At 57.8% G+C, this 14658-nt stretch carries 15 protein-coding genes; all 15 read right to left on the bottom strand.

Going from position 1 to position 14658, the window contains the following annotated elements:
- Positions 1 to 47: 47 nt before the first annotated feature.
- The 15 genes from FE784_RS15875 to FE784_RS15810 all read right to left on the bottom strand — a co-directional run bounded on the left by FE784_RS15875 (position 48) and on the right by FE784_RS15810 (position 14522).
- The gene (locus tag FE784_RS15875; protein WP_139603200.1) at positions 48 to 1088 is read right to left on the bottom strand and encodes a hypothetical protein; all 1041 of its coding nucleotides are present in this window, start codon (positions 1086 to 1088) and stop codon (positions 48 to 50) included.
- A gap of 20 nt (positions 1089 to 1108) precedes the next feature.
- Positions 1109 to 2743: an RCC1 domain-containing protein gene (locus FE784_RS15870; protein WP_139603199.1), complete on the bottom strand. Its 1635-nt coding sequence runs from the start codon at positions 2741 to 2743 to the stop codon at positions 1109 to 1111.
- A gap of 29 nt (positions 2744 to 2772) precedes the next feature.
- The gene (locus FE784_RS15865) at positions 2773 to 3747 is read right to left on the bottom strand and encodes a hypothetical protein (RefSeq protein WP_139603197.1); all 975 of its coding nucleotides are present in this window, start codon (positions 3745 to 3747) and stop codon (positions 2773 to 2775) included.
- Entirely contained in the window at positions 3734 to 4282 is a 549-nt protein-coding gene (locus FE784_RS15860; RefSeq protein WP_139603196.1) for a hypothetical protein, read from the bottom strand. Before FE784_RS15860 ends, FE784_RS15865 begins: the two co-directional genes overlap by 14 nt.
- Positions 4279 to 4671 carry a hypothetical protein gene (locus FE784_RS15855; RefSeq protein ID WP_139603195.1) on the bottom strand — a complete coding sequence of 131 codons (393 nt, stop codon included), beginning with the start codon at positions 4669 to 4671 and terminating at the stop codon, positions 4279 to 4281. The genes FE784_RS15860 and FE784_RS15855 overlap by 4 nt, the downstream gene beginning before the upstream one ends.
- A 66-nt stretch (positions 4672 to 4737) precedes the next feature.
- On the bottom strand, positions 4738 to 5217 hold the full coding sequence (locus FE784_RS15850) for an ABC transporter permease (RefSeq protein WP_139603194.1): 480 nt from the start codon (positions 5215 to 5217) through the stop codon (positions 4738 to 4740).
- A gap of 70 nt (positions 5218 to 5287) precedes the next feature.
- The gene (locus tag FE784_RS15845; protein ID WP_139603193.1) at positions 5288 to 7357 is read right to left on the bottom strand and encodes a hypothetical protein; all 2070 of its coding nucleotides are present in this window, start codon (positions 7355 to 7357) and stop codon (positions 5288 to 5290) included.
- Positions 7354 to 9216 carry an ATPase, T2SS/T4P/T4SS family gene (locus FE784_RS15840; protein ID WP_139603192.1) on the bottom strand — a complete coding sequence of 621 codons (1863 nt, stop codon included), beginning with the start codon at positions 9214 to 9216 and terminating at the stop codon, positions 7354 to 7356. The genes FE784_RS15845 and FE784_RS15840 overlap by 4 nt, the downstream gene beginning before the upstream one ends.
- Positions 9213 to 10046, bottom strand: a complete 834-nt coding sequence (locus FE784_RS15835; RefSeq protein WP_139603191.1) for a hypothetical protein — start codon at positions 10044 to 10046, stop codon at positions 9213 to 9215. Before FE784_RS15835 ends, FE784_RS15840 begins: the two co-directional genes overlap by 4 nt.
- Positions 10047 to 10060: 14 nt before the next feature.
- Positions 10061 to 10768, bottom strand: a complete 708-nt coding sequence (locus tag FE784_RS15830; protein WP_139603190.1) for a hypothetical protein — start codon at positions 10766 to 10768, stop codon at positions 10061 to 10063.
- Positions 10769 to 10779: 11 nt separating this feature from the next.
- Positions 10780 to 11907: an SAF domain-containing protein gene (locus tag FE784_RS15825; RefSeq protein WP_139603189.1), complete on the bottom strand. Its 1128-nt coding sequence runs from the start codon at positions 11905 to 11907 to the stop codon at positions 10780 to 10782.
- Positions 11908 to 11949: 42 nt separating this feature from the next.
- On the bottom strand, positions 11950 to 12558 hold the full coding sequence (locus tag FE784_RS15820; protein WP_139603188.1) for a hypothetical protein: 609 nt from the start codon (positions 12556 to 12558) through the stop codon (positions 11950 to 11952).
- Between the two features lie 2 nt (positions 12559 to 12560).
- Positions 12561 to 12731 (bottom strand): hypothetical protein, encoded by a 171-nt coding sequence (locus tag FE784_RS40900; RefSeq protein ID WP_176706263.1) that lies wholly within the window; start codon positions 12729 to 12731, stop codon positions 12561 to 12563.
- A gap of 65 nt (positions 12732 to 12796) precedes the next feature.
- Positions 12797 to 13747 (bottom strand): ParB/RepB/Spo0J family partition protein, encoded by a 951-nt coding sequence (locus FE784_RS15815; protein WP_139603187.1) that lies wholly within the window; start codon positions 13745 to 13747, stop codon positions 12797 to 12799.
- On the bottom strand, positions 13695 to 14522 hold the full coding sequence (locus FE784_RS15810) for a ParA family protein (protein ID WP_139603186.1): 828 nt from the start codon (positions 14520 to 14522) through the stop codon (positions 13695 to 13697). The genes FE784_RS15815 and FE784_RS15810 overlap by 53 nt, the downstream gene beginning before the upstream one ends.
- Positions 14523 to 14658: the final 136 nt, after the last annotated feature.

Below are 14658 nucleotides of genomic sequence, written 5' to 3'. Positions count from 1 at the left end.
ATGAGTGATCTATATGAACATGCCGCGTCCGGCCGCAGCATGGGATTTTAACGCGATTCCTTGGAACGCCCTCTGTCTGCTCGCCTGCGCCGCCACGTTACGATTCCCAGCAGGAGCAGCAGTCCGGCATACACATAGATGCGCGACGAGCCAAGCCACGGCGAAGGCAACGGAGAGCCGTCCTCCGCCACTTCAATGATCTCGCCGGAGGATGCCGTGCCCCAATGGGTACGCTGTGCCTCATCCGCCACCCCAAAGGGCAGTTCTTTTTGCTCCGTCCTTCCGTTGACCGTCGTGATGACCTCCGCCAGATAAGCGCCCGCAGCCAGCGGCCGACTAAGCTCGGCCCGGTGCTGCGCCACCGTCCCCGCATAAATGGAATCGAAGCGAGCTTCCAGCTCCAGCACCGACTTATCCTCGCCCTGGCGTTTGACCTGCACCGTCATTTCCGGCTTGGACAGGCTGCCTCCCTCGTTCATCAGCAGGATGGATAAAAAGCCGCGCCCATTCTCCAGCCCATATGTGACCGAATTCGGAATCGCCTGCGGCGGCTTTGCCTCGTCCAGCTTATAGCTCAGCACAACCTGCAAGCCGGTCTTGCGAACCATGCGGGTCACAAACTGCGTTTGTTCGTTGTCCGACGCTGCGAGCGTCGGCCCCTGATCGTCGTAAACGCCGATCACCGAAACGTATTGCCCCGGCTCGACATGCTCCGGGATACGCATGTTAACGGTATAGCTTTGCGTCTCGCCTGCCCGGAGCGTGATCGGACGATCTGGTGTCTTATACCAGGCCGACGAGCCAAGCTCCGGGTCATCCGGCAGCGTAAAATCCTTGCCTCCGCCCAGCGCAGGGACGGCATCGGCCGTGTAGAGCAGGGCTGTGATGTCCTTATCCGTTGGATTGGTGACCTCCACCGTATACTCGCGTTCGTCTCCGGGGACGATCTCTTCCATGTAAGCGCCGAGCTGCGGCTGGATGCGCGCCGGGTCGCCGCTTACGATTAATTGCTGTCCCTCCGCTGGGGCCGAAAATCCCGTTGCAACGCAAAAAACCGTTGCCAGCAGCAACAGTCGAATCCACATCATGCGTCATTCGCTCCTTCGGTTTAGAGTCCGCTGGTCATCGTCAGGGTGAACGTACATGTATACGTTCCGGCCAGCATGCCGATCATGTCGCCCTGCTTATAAAAAGAGGAACCCGCAGACTGCACAACCTGTACGGTCTCCGGCACCGCCAGAGCTAGTGATAGGGCCGTAGTATAGATTCCCGTGCCGTAACCGGCATCCGCCTGCATGATTGGGACTGCGGTCGCCCCCAGTGTATGTCCCGGCAGGTGCCTGGGGCCGTGAACGGCGTCGATCTCCATGCCGCTCGTCACCGTAATCGGCGCTTGCCCGCTTACGGTCAGGCTAGAGGCTGGAAAGCTGACGGTCAGAATGCCGTCTCCGGTCGTCGGATCAAGTCCCGACCTGTAAAACGGCGTGGCGGACAAGCTCAGCGTCCAGCCCACATTATAACCGCGCAAATCCGCAACCGTTATCGGCAAGGTGGCCGAGCTGTTCAAGGAGGGCGGCAAAACCACCGGCGAAAACGAACCGACGCCCTTGGCGTCCACAAGCAATCCTATCACCAAACCGGGGACGGATCGGGAACCACCGTTGTATCCAAGCACGCTGCCCGAGTTATTTCCCCAGCTATAGAGCAAATCGCCGGTTGTTCCGGCCAGCACAAAGTTGGATTTCGTGCTGCCGACAAATTGCACATCCTCCAACTGAACGCGGACCGGCGCGTGGCGGTCCGTGCCGGTCCCGTCTCCCAGCTTGCCGCCCCAATTCGAGCCCCAGCCCCACAACTCGCCATTCGCCAGCCTCGCATGGGTGTAATCGCCACCGGCATGAATCGAAGCGACATTCGATAACGCCGTAAACAGCGTCGGTTCATAGCGTCTGGCGGTATCGCCAAAGCCCAGTTGCCCATACGTATTCACGCCCCAGCACCAGATTTGACCGTTGCTATCCAAGGCAAAGGAGGAATCGTTTCCTGCCGACACGCTGACTATGTTGACCAGGGCGCTCTGCCAATACGGCGTCGTCACCGGCGGTCCGGCTCCGCCGTTGCCAATGCCGCCATAGCTGTTGCTCCCCCAGGCATACACCTGACCGCTCGTTGTCACGGCCAAGCTGTGAGCGCCGCCAGCCGCGACAGCCCGAACCGCAGCCAACCCCGATACCTGCACCGGGGACGTTTTGCCAATCGTTGTTCCGTCGCCAAGCTGCCCCTGCTGATTCTCTCCGGTTGCCCATAACGTCCCGTCCTGCCGGACAAACAGCGCAAACCGGATACCGGCGTCCACCTGAGTCACGCCGGAGAGCGAAAGCATTGTCGGCTCATTTCTTTGCTCCGTGTCGCCAAGGCCAAGCTGCCCCTCCGCGCCGCGTCCCCAAACCCACACGGTGCCACCGGTTTGCAGCGCATAGCCCGATGTCGCGCCGCAAGCAATACCTGTGATCTGATGCAAGGATTGAATGCGGGTTGGAAACGAAACGAATCCACCGCCGGAATCATAACCTAATTGTCGCTGCGGATTGCTGCCCCACGACCAAACCGTTCCATCCGATTTTAGCGCCAGGGCAAAATCGCTGCCGCCGCAAGCCTGGGTATATACAGGCCCGGCCGCTTGCGCGGCGGGCATTTTGACGGCAAGACACAGCAGAATCGCGATTAATACGCGGATATACACATCGGACAGCCTCCTTTCTTGAATACGAGCTATGATGTGCAGGGCAGCGGCATATACCCTTTGCGGGCCGCCGCTTGCTCGCTGGCAAAGACCTCCTCGCGCGGGTAGTCATAGCGGCAGGAGCTGCGGAAATACACCTTCATCGTGCCCTTGCGTGCGCCGATAATGGACTCCTGCTTGAGCACCCGGCTCCCTCCCAGCGCATAGTTGTTGTACTGTTTCGCGCCTATCGGAACGCCCTGCAAAAACGCGAGAACGCCTACGTCGTCGATGCTGTTGCTCCAGTCCTCGTCCGGGATCAGTGGCAGCGTAAACACGTATGAAAATCCGGATCGGGAGACGACCTCGTTGTATTGGTTAATCCGGTACGCCAGCTCGTCCTGCATGGCCCGGACAATCGTGCTGCGGCGAACCTGTTCAAAGCGTTCGGCATCCTGCAAAAGTGGAATCGACGTTTGTTGCCGAATGTCCTGCCGCAAGCCCTCGTGCCAGCTTCCGCTTGCCGCGTCGTAGGCCAACACCTCCTGATCCAGCGTAAACGACAGGCTGTTGCCCGCCGTATCCGCATAAGCATACGGCTGCTTCGCTCCCCAAACCGGCTTCATGATCGTTTTTCCGTCCGCTCCCGTCCATTCCTGCTCGCTGTAGACGTAGAAGCCGTCATACCCGATGATGACAAGAGCGGGAATGAAGCGATGCAGCGTCCCCCGTGCCACCGGATCGCCCGTAACGCCGAAGCCCGCATCAAGCGTTTGGTAAAACGCCGCAACCGCGTCTTCCTTATTGAGCGCCATCCGTTTGTCCGAGCCGTACTGCGCCTCTTTCTGCTGGCTGGCGTTGCCGATCAACTGGCTGGCTGCATCATCCACCGCCGCATCCAGCGCGGCGTCATACCGCAATTCGGCCAGCAGCGTCCGGCGCAGCGCATCCGTCTCGATGCGGTTGATCGTCGCAAACGGAAGAAACAGCAGCGCGCCGACAATGGCCCATTCAATCCATCGCATGGCGCACCGTCCCTCCGTAGGGAATGACGATCTTTTCATTCGGGCTTATCGTGTTGTTCAGCATGTCAAAGATCAGCGTCCCCGCCGTCCGGTTCGTGTTGCGCACCATAACCGAAAAGGAATCGCCTACCCGCATCCGGTATCGGCGGCTCGGATCATCCTTGGCCAGCGTATTGTTGGGGAACAGCACCGGCAAAATCTGCGCGTTGTAGAACGAATCGTAGTGAATCTCGTAGGTGCCGCGGAACGTTTCCGACCGGGTCGGGTCCTCGTAGACCGGCACATAGGTTTTGCCGCCATGCTCCATCTCGACGGCAAAGCTGTTGCCGGTTGCCGCCAACGCGGCCATAAAATCGTTGTACATCGCAGGCGTAATGCCTCCCTTGTCACGCACCGCATCCACAAACGAGGTCGTCGCCCGCATCGCCACCAGCTCGGAAATATCGTCCTGCTGGTCGAAGGCGGCGGAGAGGGGATACAGGTAAAGCAGCAGGAGCGCGATCAGCACCGCAAACAGCTTGAGCAGCGTGTTCATGGCACCCGCCTCAAGACCAGACGCAGCAAACGCCCCTCCGCATCGCGTTCGTATTCAGGCACATATTTCTTCTGCAAAGGAATGCCTGCCATGCGAAGCTGCTCACGTTCCAGCGGCGCTGCGTACCGGATACCGTCGACGAGCATTTCCGCATCGCCTTCCTCCAGCCGAGCAAGCACGTGGAGCACTTCCGCGCCGCTCATTGTGCCGTCGCCGACCGCGGGATTTGCGGTCTGGTGCAGGCTACGATCTTGGGCTTGGCCGGAAACGTAGGCTAACGTATTCAGCGAAGCCCCGTTTTGAAACAGCAGCAGGCCCGTTCCCACCGCCATCAGAAATGCCAAAAAAGCGACACTCATCTCCATCATCGTTCTCGGGGCGTAATCCATCCGGTTTTCCTCCTTTCAGACGGAAACGTCCGGTTTCCCCGGACGCTTCCGGTCCTTCCTCCAGTCTTACTGCTGCCGGAACACGATGCCGCGAATGACATTGCTGCTATCCAGCACCAAACTCGCGCGGAACTTGCCGCTCGGGTTCACGTAGTTGATGTCCGCCTCGTCTACCGTCTGTGCGATCAGGCCCGGAGCCACCCCGACGACGGTGCCGTAGGTCACGTTGTCGAGCGGCACGCTCGTATTGATCGTTTTGCCGTACCATTGCCCGGCGGGATTCTTGCCGGTGAAAATCTGAATGCCGAATTGATCGACATCGCGGAATTTGCGAAGCGCATTGACGACCTGGCTGCCCGACAGCGTCGTATTGTCGTACACGGTAAAGGCCGTTTGCGACAGCTCGGTTTGAATGTTGCTGAAATTGCTTTGCCCCGCCTTGGTGGAATCCTGGGCCGAAGCAAACAGCACCACGGCCAGGGTAATGAGAGCGATGGCGAGGAAAATGCCCGCCGCCATCACCAATGCTTTTTGTGCATTCGACATTGAGTTCGCTCCTTTAATTTGAATAGACAAAAAAGCCTTCCCCTAAGAAAAGGAAGGATGCCTGTACGGCTTACTGAAGGCGTTGAAGCTGTTCGTAATAAGACGTCATTTGATGCAGGCTGACGACAAGGAGCGGGATAACCAAATACCCGAAAATCAGCGTCATCAGGGGGGTAAAGCCGATCCAGCGCCCCCAGCCTGCCTTTTGTTCAATCAATTGCTCATACTCCTGCTTGCGCTGCTCCCGCGCATAGGCCTGCTCCGCTTCGAGATCGTCGAACGCCTGACGGATCGTCAAATGCTGCGATGCCAGCTCCAGCTTCTCCACGGTCCGCACGAACGGTACAAACGGCGCATCTTCCTTGAGCTGCGCCAGCGCCTGCTCCTCGCCCTGCTCAAAGTGGAGCAAGCATACTTGCAACGGCTCCTTGAACACACGGGCAAATTGCTCCATCCAGATCAGCAACTGCTCGACCGACATGCGTTCCATCCCGGCCAGCATGGCGATCACCGCCTGCAACTGATCGACCTCGTGCTTCATCTCCATCCGCCGCATGCGCCGTTCAAACCATCGGATGCCAACGGGCAGCGCAAACCCGCCCCAGCCTGCGGCGATAGCCAATAACACCTCCCACCACAGCAGCCGCGGCTGCTCCAATCGTTCCAGCTTGTCCATCACCCGTCGCGCGGTCAGACGAAGCTCTTCGTCCTGTTCGCCGTTTACCGCCTGCTGGCGAAGCAGGTTTAGAATGATGCGTTCGTTGCGCGGCCTCACCTCCTTTACTTGGTCGATGATACGACGATCCAGCGCTGCGGCTTCCCGCGCCTTGGCTTCTTCCTCGGCCGACAACTGCCCGAACAGCATCCCCGGCTTGACTGGCGCATACAGCAGTTGATGGCGCTCCGTGGCATGCAGGGATACGAACAGCCCCAGCACGGCGGCAAAGGCCAACGCGCCCGCGACCAGTCGCTGCACATAAAACCATTCCAGCCGCAGCGGGGATGCGGTATCCTTGAGTAGCCGGGTCACCCGCTGCTCTTCCCGCGAATCGGGAGTCGGCCCCAGCCGCTGCACGAGCCAGCGTATCCAGGGCCAGCCGTACACGTGTTTTTCCCAGCGACGGCGGCTCGAATGCCGAGCGGCTCCATCCAGTTCCGACAACGCGCGGAGTAGCACATAGGACAGCCAGACGACTACGAGCAGGCTCAGCTTCGCCAGCCAGCCGAGTGCTCCGGCGTAAAAGGCGTCCATCGGCGGAAAAAAGCGGCTTGCCCATGCTTCAATCGGGCGGGTAAAGAGCAGCGGCACCAGCGCAATCACCGTCAGCCCTTGCAGCAAATAACTGAGCCTCTCCCGCCGCAGCAGCTCCAGACTCAGCTCGCCAGACAACTTTTCCAGCCCCTTGAGATACACTGAGCCGCTTTCCGTTTGCCGGTCGCCATGCTCTTTAATGAGATAAGACAATCCGGCCAGCCCCTGCAAATAACGATTGGGGGCCAGCTCCACGTATTGCGCCAGCTTGTCCTCCGCATTGCTGTCCGTCAGCATGTCGTACAGCTCTTGTCCGTGCAGCGCCATTTCATAGGGCGCGCCGTCCGCCGCCTCATAGATCGCTTCCTCGACCATGCCATGGCGATGGTAGTGATGACGCACATCACCGAAGAACGTGCGAAGCTGCCGGAGCAGCCGCAGTTCCAGCCGTTGCACGCCCATATCCGCGAGCACGCCGTGGCCTACCCAAAGCCCAAGCAGCAGCATGCCCCAGGTGAACGGATCGCGCACCATGACGGCAAGCGGGATAACGAGCAAGAGAAGGATGCTCCACACCCGCAAAGCAGACTTGATCGTTTCCAGTCGCAGCTTCCACTCGTCGCCCAACCGAACGATCAGGAGCCGCTTGCGCAGATGATGCAAATAGGCACGCAGTATCGGCACCTGCTCGCACACGCTGTACAACTGTTGCAGGAAACTGTACATCGCTTGTCTGCGCGACGCCTGTCCAGGCTTGCGCAGCGATTCGTAGCGCCGAATGGCGGCAATATCCGAATCACGTCGGGACAGCCATAGGAACGCCGCCACCGCCATCAGGAACAGAACTGTCGATATGCCGAGGAGTGGAGAGAGCCATTCCCGCATCATGACTCCTCCTCCCAATGGCTGTCCAGAAAGGCATCGAAGACCGCCTGATCCGGGCCGTTCAAATAGGTTGCCATGTCCCGGCGGCTTTGCTCGGACAACGGATGAACAGCAACATACCGTCCTTCCCGGTATTCGATCAAGTTCCGGGCAGTGTACAGCGGACGATCCGTCGAGCGTCGGAAAAATTCCAGCACCGTTTCCATAAAGGCGGCCAGCCGCACATCCTTGGTCATCTTGCCGGTGAAGTCAGTCGGATAGTCCGCTTCCTGCGGCACCGGCATACATTCCGTAATCCGTTCAATGTATCTTCGCCCGTCCAAGTCGCGGCGCAGATGAATGTCGAAATTGACGACGCTGACGACCTGCTGCTCCGCCACGCGCTCGCTGCTGAACACGCCGGTCTTGAGCAGGGAATTGCGCAGAGACAGCACGAGATCGCGGAACGTTTTGGCGTGGTGGGTGAACAGCGTAAACAGGGATGCGACCTGCGCCATCTGCACCATCCAGGCCGCAACCGGGTCGGTCGCCACCTCGCCCAAAATGTTCACCGAGCCGTCCGTTTTCTTCTGAATGTCCAGTCCTTGCTGGCCAGTAATCGTTTCCGTTTCGCGCAGGCTGACGATGTTGCGGTTCGGGTAAATCTTGCGCAGTTGCAGCTCAAAGCTCATTTCCTGAACCCGGATCGGTAGCACGGCCGGAATATGGCGCACCATCGCCATCAGCAGGGTCGTCTTGCCGCTGCCCTGCGAACCGGTGATCGCCGTAATCCGCGCACCCGCGACCAAATAGCGGATGAGTCCGATCGGCAGCTCCGCATTTTCGTCTTGAATCAACTGCTCCAGCGTGGCACTCTGCACATCGAATTTGCGCACAAAAAAAGCCCACGATTCCGCAAACCGGGGGCGCAAGACGACGACGCGCGAGCCGTCGCCCATTTCATTGACCTTATAGCCGTTGGCCTCGGACAACTGGCCGGGAAAATTATGCTTGTAGATGATCTGACAGACGCGGCGCAGCTCCTGCTCCGAGCCGAACGAAAGGAAACTCAGATGAATGGACTTGCCCTTGTAAAACAGCCAGACGCTATCGTGCGAACGGGGCAATGCCTGCCATTGCACATCCTCCTCGAACGCCCATTCGCCCTCCCACATCAGCGGCGGCAAACCGGACACCCCGCCGGATACGCCGTCGATTCGCATATCGCGCAGCTCGTCGATGACGCTAAATCCCTTGTAGTGCTGGTAAATCCGCTGCACGACAATGCGCAGCTTATCCTCCACTGTCAACTGGGGAGCGCTTTGAGCATAGATGCTCTGAATGTCTTCCTCCGTGATCCGGTAAGCCTCAAGCTGCCCGTCGTCATCGAAACGTTGCCGATCCAGCTCATACGCCTGAAGCATCTGCTCCAGCGCCCGTAGCCCGAATTGCTGCCTGTAGCGATCCAGCAGGATGTCAAACTGATCTTGGGCAGTGAGGGCATCCGGCTGATGGAACGGCAGCAACAGGTTCAGGTGTTTATTGTCCAATTCGTATTGCTGCATCAGCAAATCGGCGATTACTTGCTTCACGTATTCCTTGTCCCGCAAATCGCCGGAGGTGCAGCCGCGCAGTGCCTTCTTTAGCTCTGCCCGCTTGTTCTTGCGGCGGCGGTATTCTTCCTCGGACAAACCGAAATCGCTGAGATGGCTCGTTGTCATTTCGTGCAAGGTGTCTTTGACGAACGCCGTCATCGCTTCCAGCGTGTACACGGTCTCACCATCTGTTCGCTCCGGCAGGCGGCGGCTCATGCGCATATACAAGAAAAATGCCGCCAGCAGCAGAAGCGCAAGCACAAGCAGGGTATTCAGCAGCGTCATCATGGCGTGTCCTCCTTGCCGCCGAACAGGGGCCGATTAGCGCCAGTCCCCTCCATCAGCGCATGCGCCAGAGCGCGCACCTGCCGAATAAAGCGATGGTTTTCGTGCTGGCGCGACAGGCTGCGATTGCGGAACCAATACTGGAGCCCCTCTCCTTGCTGCACCGCATCCAGCCAGCCGGTATTATGCACGACCGGAAAGGCCGGCTGCTGCCAGCGGAAACGGCGCTGGAGATTGTTTACAGTAAGAGCCGATGCCGGATCGAACTGTCCAAACACCAGCATCGCTTTCAGTCCGTTTAACCGCTCGCTTTCCGGCGATTGAAAAAAGCGTTCCAGCAGCAAGCGATTTTGCGGCAGGCAAACGACGACGAGATCCGCCCGATTCCGCAGCGTCTCTCGCCAGCCCGAAGCCCGCCCGCTGCCGCCGTCCAACAGCACCAGATCGTAAGCGCGCTTGGCCGTATCCAAAAGCGGCTCCAGCCATCGCTCCGCCAGCATGGCAAAGCCTTCGTTCGACTTTGCCGAGCCATGCAGCACGTCCAGCCGTTCCCGCAGCAGCGGCTGCGCATAATCCCGCAGCATCCTCGCTTCCAGCTTCCGGTTTTGCAACAGCCGCAGCAGCGCGTCGATGCCGCTATCCGGCAACCGGGACGGATTTTTTTCCGGCTGGTAAAAGGCCCGCTGCACCACCTCATCCTCCTCGCGAAGAAGGCCGAGGTGCAGCAGCCGGGCCGAGTATTCCAGCCCCAAACACGCAGCCGTTGCCAGCAGATTGGTTGTCGTTCCGGCCTGGCCGGGGAACGGACTCCAAAACACGACGATCATTCCCATGTGCGTTCTCCTTTCTACCAGACTCGCCATCGCTTTTGGGCCATCGCCCAAGCGCGCCGCGCGGCCTTGGCGTCGCATTCGGCAAGCTGTTGCAGCATCGAGAGCAGCCCCTGCCGAAACGCTCCGCTCACGCCGCGAAGGTCAAGGCGGTGTTGATGCTGGTTATGCACATCAACCGTGGCATCACGTTCATCCAGCGGGAAGTGAAAAGAAGGCTCCAGCCACTCCACATGGCGCAGCCGCGTTTCCGCCTGCCACGCGGGCAGTCTGCCCGGCAAGGCCGGAGACAGCCATTCATAAAAAGAGAGCGGCGCTTCCGCTTCGTGCAAGCACAAGCGCAGCAGCAGCTCCTCATTTTTTTGCAGCGACAGCCGCTTGCCGTCCCAGCACCATATCCGTTTGTCATAGCCGGGTAAATCGCGGCCCGTTACCATTTGCGTATGGTCGGTGTCGAGCAGCAGCACATCATAAGCGCCTGCGGTTCCCGCCTGTTCCAGGGCACGCTCCAGTTGCATGGATGTCACATAGCCATAGGCCACATCCATGTCCTCAAACTCCTGCACGGCGCTGCCGGTGAACGCAGGCGGCAGATATCCCTGGACGGCTTGGCCCATCGTGGAATCCACGAGCAGCACCTTCTTGCCCAGGCTGGTCCATAAACGACCGAGCGCCAGCAGCACATGGCTTTTGTCCGCCGAGCCGAGAAATACGATTTTTTTCATAGCCGTCTCCCTTACTGATTTAAGATATCCTCCCAACGGTCTTCTCCCGATGGGGCATTTGTTTCCGGGGTTGCTTCCTTTCCCGTTGAAGCCGGAGGGGGCGTAACGGAACCTGTCGGAACCGAAGGAACCGACGGTTGCTGCGGTGCCTCCTCGGAAGCCGGTGGCTGTCCCACCCCCGACGTGGTGTCGTTGGGTGCCGTCGTCTCCGAGTTCCCGCCCCCTAATGGCGTCTGCGTCTCAAACATGGCATTGCCTTGCCGGGTGGTCGCCCGCTCGTTTTGCAGTTGCTGCTGGACCGTGACATTGCCGCTGGACGCCCTCAGCTTGTCCGATTCGCTGACCGCCTTCAAATTGGTGTCCAAGGTTTGGCGCAGATTGCGAGCCAATTCCGTTTCGGCCGTCTCGAGCAGATTGGGGTCGATCTTCATTAAATCCAGAACCTTCGGATTGGCAGGGTAGTTGACGACAGCCGCCTCCTGCAAGCCCGGCTCGACGTAAGGCAGCGCGTAAAGCCGCGCGCCTTGCAGATACGCATCAATAATGGCGCTGGAGGCTTGCAGAATGTCCTTTTCGTTGATTTCCAGCCAGACCACATTGCCCGACAACTGCCGCACCTTCTTTTTGGACAGCAGCACAAAGTCTTCACCCGTGGGGAAGCCAATTCGCACGTCGATGAACTGCTCGGCCTTGAGATTGGAGGGAAGCTGAATCACCTGAAATTCCTTGAGCCGCACATCCTTTGGAACCGGCTGTCCCTCGTACAGAAAGGAAGCGAGCAGCGGCGTTCCCGGCTCCAGCGCCACCTTGGCATGCTTGCCGATAATCTCCTTCCGATTGGTCAGAATACCGGACGGAAGAAGCTCGGCGGGCATCGGAACCGCCTTGAGATCATCGGCTGTCAGCACAGCGCCAGCCGCAACAGTCCGGCTTGCTACCCACGCCTCCCGACTCTTCCTTTCCTGTTCCTGCTTCAACGTTTCAAGTTGCTGTTCATAGTATTCTTGCAGATGTTGCTGCTGTTGCTTCTGCTCGACATGCTGCACCAGCATGTAAACCGCCGCCGCTATCAGCAGCACCATACTAACCGCAATGGCCCCAATGACCAACGCCTTGCGGTTGCGAGAAGTCCACGACATCGAGAACGACTCCTTTCTTCATTGGAAGGGATGGGACTTTCCTTAGCGGGCTTCGTCTCGCGACCGCGGCTTCTGTTGCTTCTCTGCTTGAAGCAGCGCCAGCTTCTCGGCTGCCCACGTCGGTGTATGCTCCGGTTTCAGGAAGCCCAACAGGTCTTCGCGGTTATAGCGGCATTCATCGCCGGAATAGAGCCTCATCGCGAAAACTGCACGGCCGCGTGAATTTCCTGATGCGCCGAAGCCGCCCGTCACCCAGACCACTTGATGATCCGCCGTGCGAAACTCCGGTCTCAGCCTTTCCGGGCGAATCACAACCAACCTGCCGCTCAGTTCATCCTCGCCCTTGATGGGCAGGCAATGAGCAGATAGAACCGGAGCCATTGGCTCCGTAAGGGCCGAACGCTCGGTCTGGAGCTTCTCGATCTCCCACTGCATCAGCTTGGTAAATTCCTGCATCGCCTGCAGATAGTCCGCATATCCTTCTGCGCCATAATACTGGTCGATGCCAAACAAATTGTTCTGGTCGCAGTAGCAGACCAAATAGGGCTTCTCGGGATTCGTCGCGTCGATGCCCAAAATAACCTCGACCCGGCCAACGGGCAACGCCTGATAAACCTCGTAGTCGCCGGCCATTCGTTTCTCCTGCTCCATCGTCAGTCCCCCCGACTTCGTTTACGTTCAGGCTTCTTTGGCACCGTACCAACGCTTTGTGCCTGCTTGCGAGGCGGCCGTTCTTCCTCCTCAGACGGTTCGCTGTTTGTAAAGCCGGGCTTTTCCTTCATCAGCCGCTCATATTTCCGCCGTTTTCCTTCGGTAAAGTCCATCTTTAAAGCTCCCTTCTGTAAAATGGGCATAAAAAATCCCTCTGTCTGAGAGACAAAGGGCTGTATTAACGGTCGTGTTCCCGTTCTCGCTGTTTCCGGCGATACCAGTTTTCCAATAGTTGCACGAGCAGGTCTTCCTTTTGCTGCTCACTGAAATCTTGCGGAAAAAACTTGTCAATTCGTTCCTTGCGAATCGTCAGTTTTTCCTTCTGATTGGGTTTTTCCTCCGTCATAATGCCAAGGATAACGTCTCCGTTCAACTTACCATCCTGACTCAGCTTCTTCATGCGTTGTGCCTGCGCCAGCGAAGGCGTACAATCCTCGGCTTGCATCGTTTCCAGCAGGGCTTGCTGTTCTTTCTCGGCCAAGTAAGAGATTTCAACGGCAGGACTAAAAGCAATTTGCTTGTCGTCTACCATTTCGAGAATCTGTGGAACGAGTTCGGTTAAGCGGATATAGCGGGATATTTGATTTTTACTTTCTCCGACTTGTTCAGCCAGTAACTCTCTTGATTCTTTTCCGCCCAACTTCCGCCCAAGTTGGGCGGAAGTTATATCGGTACGTTGCCCCTGCCTTTTCATGGCTTCCAGTTTCATTTTGTATGCAAATGCTTTTTCGCTAGGTGAAACATACTCCCGCTGTAAATTACTGTCCACCATAATAATGGTCGCCTGATCGTCGTCCAGTTCGCGTATAATGCAGGGGATCGACTCCATACCGGCCAACTCGCTCGCCTTTTTCCGACGATGCCCGGCAACCATTTCAAAGCCGCCGTCCGTTTTGGGCCGTACCAGAACAGGCACCAGCACCCCGTATTGCTTCACGCTTTCCGCCATTTCCAGCATTACATCGTCCGTCTTTACCTTGAAGGGATGATCGAGAAAGTCGCTAATGTCCGACAACGGGATTTCCTTGATTTGTTCCTTCTGCTGGGCATTCCGGGCTTCTTCTGTTGTAAACAAATCATCGACTGTGGTCAGTTTTATGCTGGCGCGCCGGTCTTCTTTCGCCGTCAATGTCCTGCACCTCCTTCGTTAATGCCACATAAGCCTTGGCGACTTGCCCGTTTGGGTCATGCGCATAAATGCTCTTGCCGCGAGCGCTCGTTTCCGCCGCGCGAATGGAAAGGGGGATTTCCGTTTGAAACACCCGCAGCTTGTCCCCATAGTCCCGACGCAGGACGAACGAAATATCTTTCGCAAAATTGGTGCGACTGTCTACCATCGTGAGCAATACGCCATCCACCACGAGCTTTTTGTTGATCTGGCGGCGAACGCGGGCAACCGTCTGCAATAACTGCGTCATCCCCTTTGCGGGCAAATAATGGGCCTGGACGGGAATAATGACGCTATCTGCCGCTGCCAAAGCATTAATCGTCATCATGCCCATGCTCGGCATACAGTCGATCAAAATGTAATCGTAGTTATCCGTTACAGAGTCGATGTACGTGCGCAGGATGGTTTCTCTGCTCATCGTATTGACGAGCGCCACTTCAACGGCCGACAACTCGATATTTCCCGGCATCAGGTCAATCCCTTCGTGATGCTGTAAAATGCCTTCTTGCGGATCATAGCTTTCTTCCGCCATGCACTTTTGCAGCATCGTCGCCAGCGATACCGGAAGATTGTCAGGCTCCTGGAAACCGAGCGAATCCGTCAGATTTCCTTGCGCGTCGGCGTCCAGCAGCAGTACCTTTTTTCCTTCCGCCGCCAAACCAATACCCAGGTTGACCGCTGTAGTCGTTTTGCCTACACCGCCTTTCTGGTTGGCGAGAGCGATCACTTTGGCCATGTATTCAAGTCTCCTTTCAATAGAAGAAAGCCGGTCGCTCTGAGGAATCCGAGCACCGGCTTTTCAAGAGTATCTATATAAAAAGAGAACACCCCGCAAGGCTGGACTCTTGGATATTCGACCTTGGCGTTCTTCC

This window comes from Paenibacillus hemerocallicola (assembly GCF_006265175.1).
Lineage (GTDB): Bacteria > Bacillota > Bacilli > Paenibacillales > NBRC-103111 > Paenibacillus_AB > Paenibacillus_AB hemerocallicola.
This window is presented reverse-complemented; position numbering and strand designations above follow the sequence as displayed.

Excerpts from the sequence above, each read along its gene's own strand:
- FE784_RS15860 (WP_139603196.1), bottom strand. The coding sequence starts at position 4,282 with ATGAACACGCTGCTCAAGCTGTTTGCGGTGCTGATCGCGCTCCTGCTG.
- FE784_RS15840 (WP_139603192.1), bottom strand. The coding sequence starts at position 9,216 with ATGATGACGCTGCTGAATACCCTGCTTGTGCTTGCGCTTCTGCTGCTG.
- FE784_RS15865 (WP_139603197.1), bottom strand. The coding sequence starts at position 3,747 with ATGCGATGGATTGAATGGGCCATTGTCGGCGCGCTGCTGTTTCTTCCG.
- FE784_RS15875 (WP_139603200.1), bottom strand. The coding sequence starts at position 1,088 with ATGATGTGGATTCGACTGTTGCTGCTGGCAACGGTTTTTTGCGTTGCA.
- FE784_RS15835 (WP_139603191.1), bottom strand. The coding sequence starts at position 10,046 with ATGGGAATGATCGTCGTGTTTTGGAGTCCGTTCCCCGGCCAGGCCGGA.
- FE784_RS15855 (WP_139603195.1), bottom strand. The coding sequence starts at position 4,671 with ATGGATTACGCCCCGAGAACGATGATGGAGATGAGTGTCGCTTTTTTG.
- FE784_RS15820 (WP_139603188.1), bottom strand. The coding sequence starts at position 12,558 with ATGGAGCAGGAGAAACGAATGGCCGGCGACTACGAGGTTTATCAGGCG.
- FE784_RS15845 (WP_139603193.1), bottom strand. The coding sequence starts at position 7,357 with ATGATGCGGGAATGGCTCTCTCCACTCCTCGGCATATCGACAGTTCTG.
- FE784_RS15830 (WP_139603190.1), bottom strand. The coding sequence starts at position 10,768 with ATGAAAAAAATCGTATTTCTCGGCTCGGCGGACAAAAGCCATGTGCTG.
- FE784_RS15825 (WP_139603189.1), bottom strand. The coding sequence starts at position 11,907 with ATGTCGTGGACTTCTCGCAACCGCAAGGCGTTGGTCATTGGGGCCATT.
- FE784_RS15850 (WP_139603194.1), bottom strand. The coding sequence starts at position 5,217 with ATGTCGAATGCACAAAAAGCATTGGTGATGGCGGCGGGCATTTTCCTC.
- FE784_RS15810 (WP_139603186.1), bottom strand. The coding sequence starts at position 14,522 with ATGGCCAAAGTGATCGCTCTCGCCAACCAGAAAGGCGGTGTAGGCAAA.
- FE784_RS40900 (WP_176706263.1), bottom strand. The coding sequence starts at position 12,731 with ATGGACTTTACCGAAGGAAAACGGCGGAAATATGAGCGGCTGATGAAG.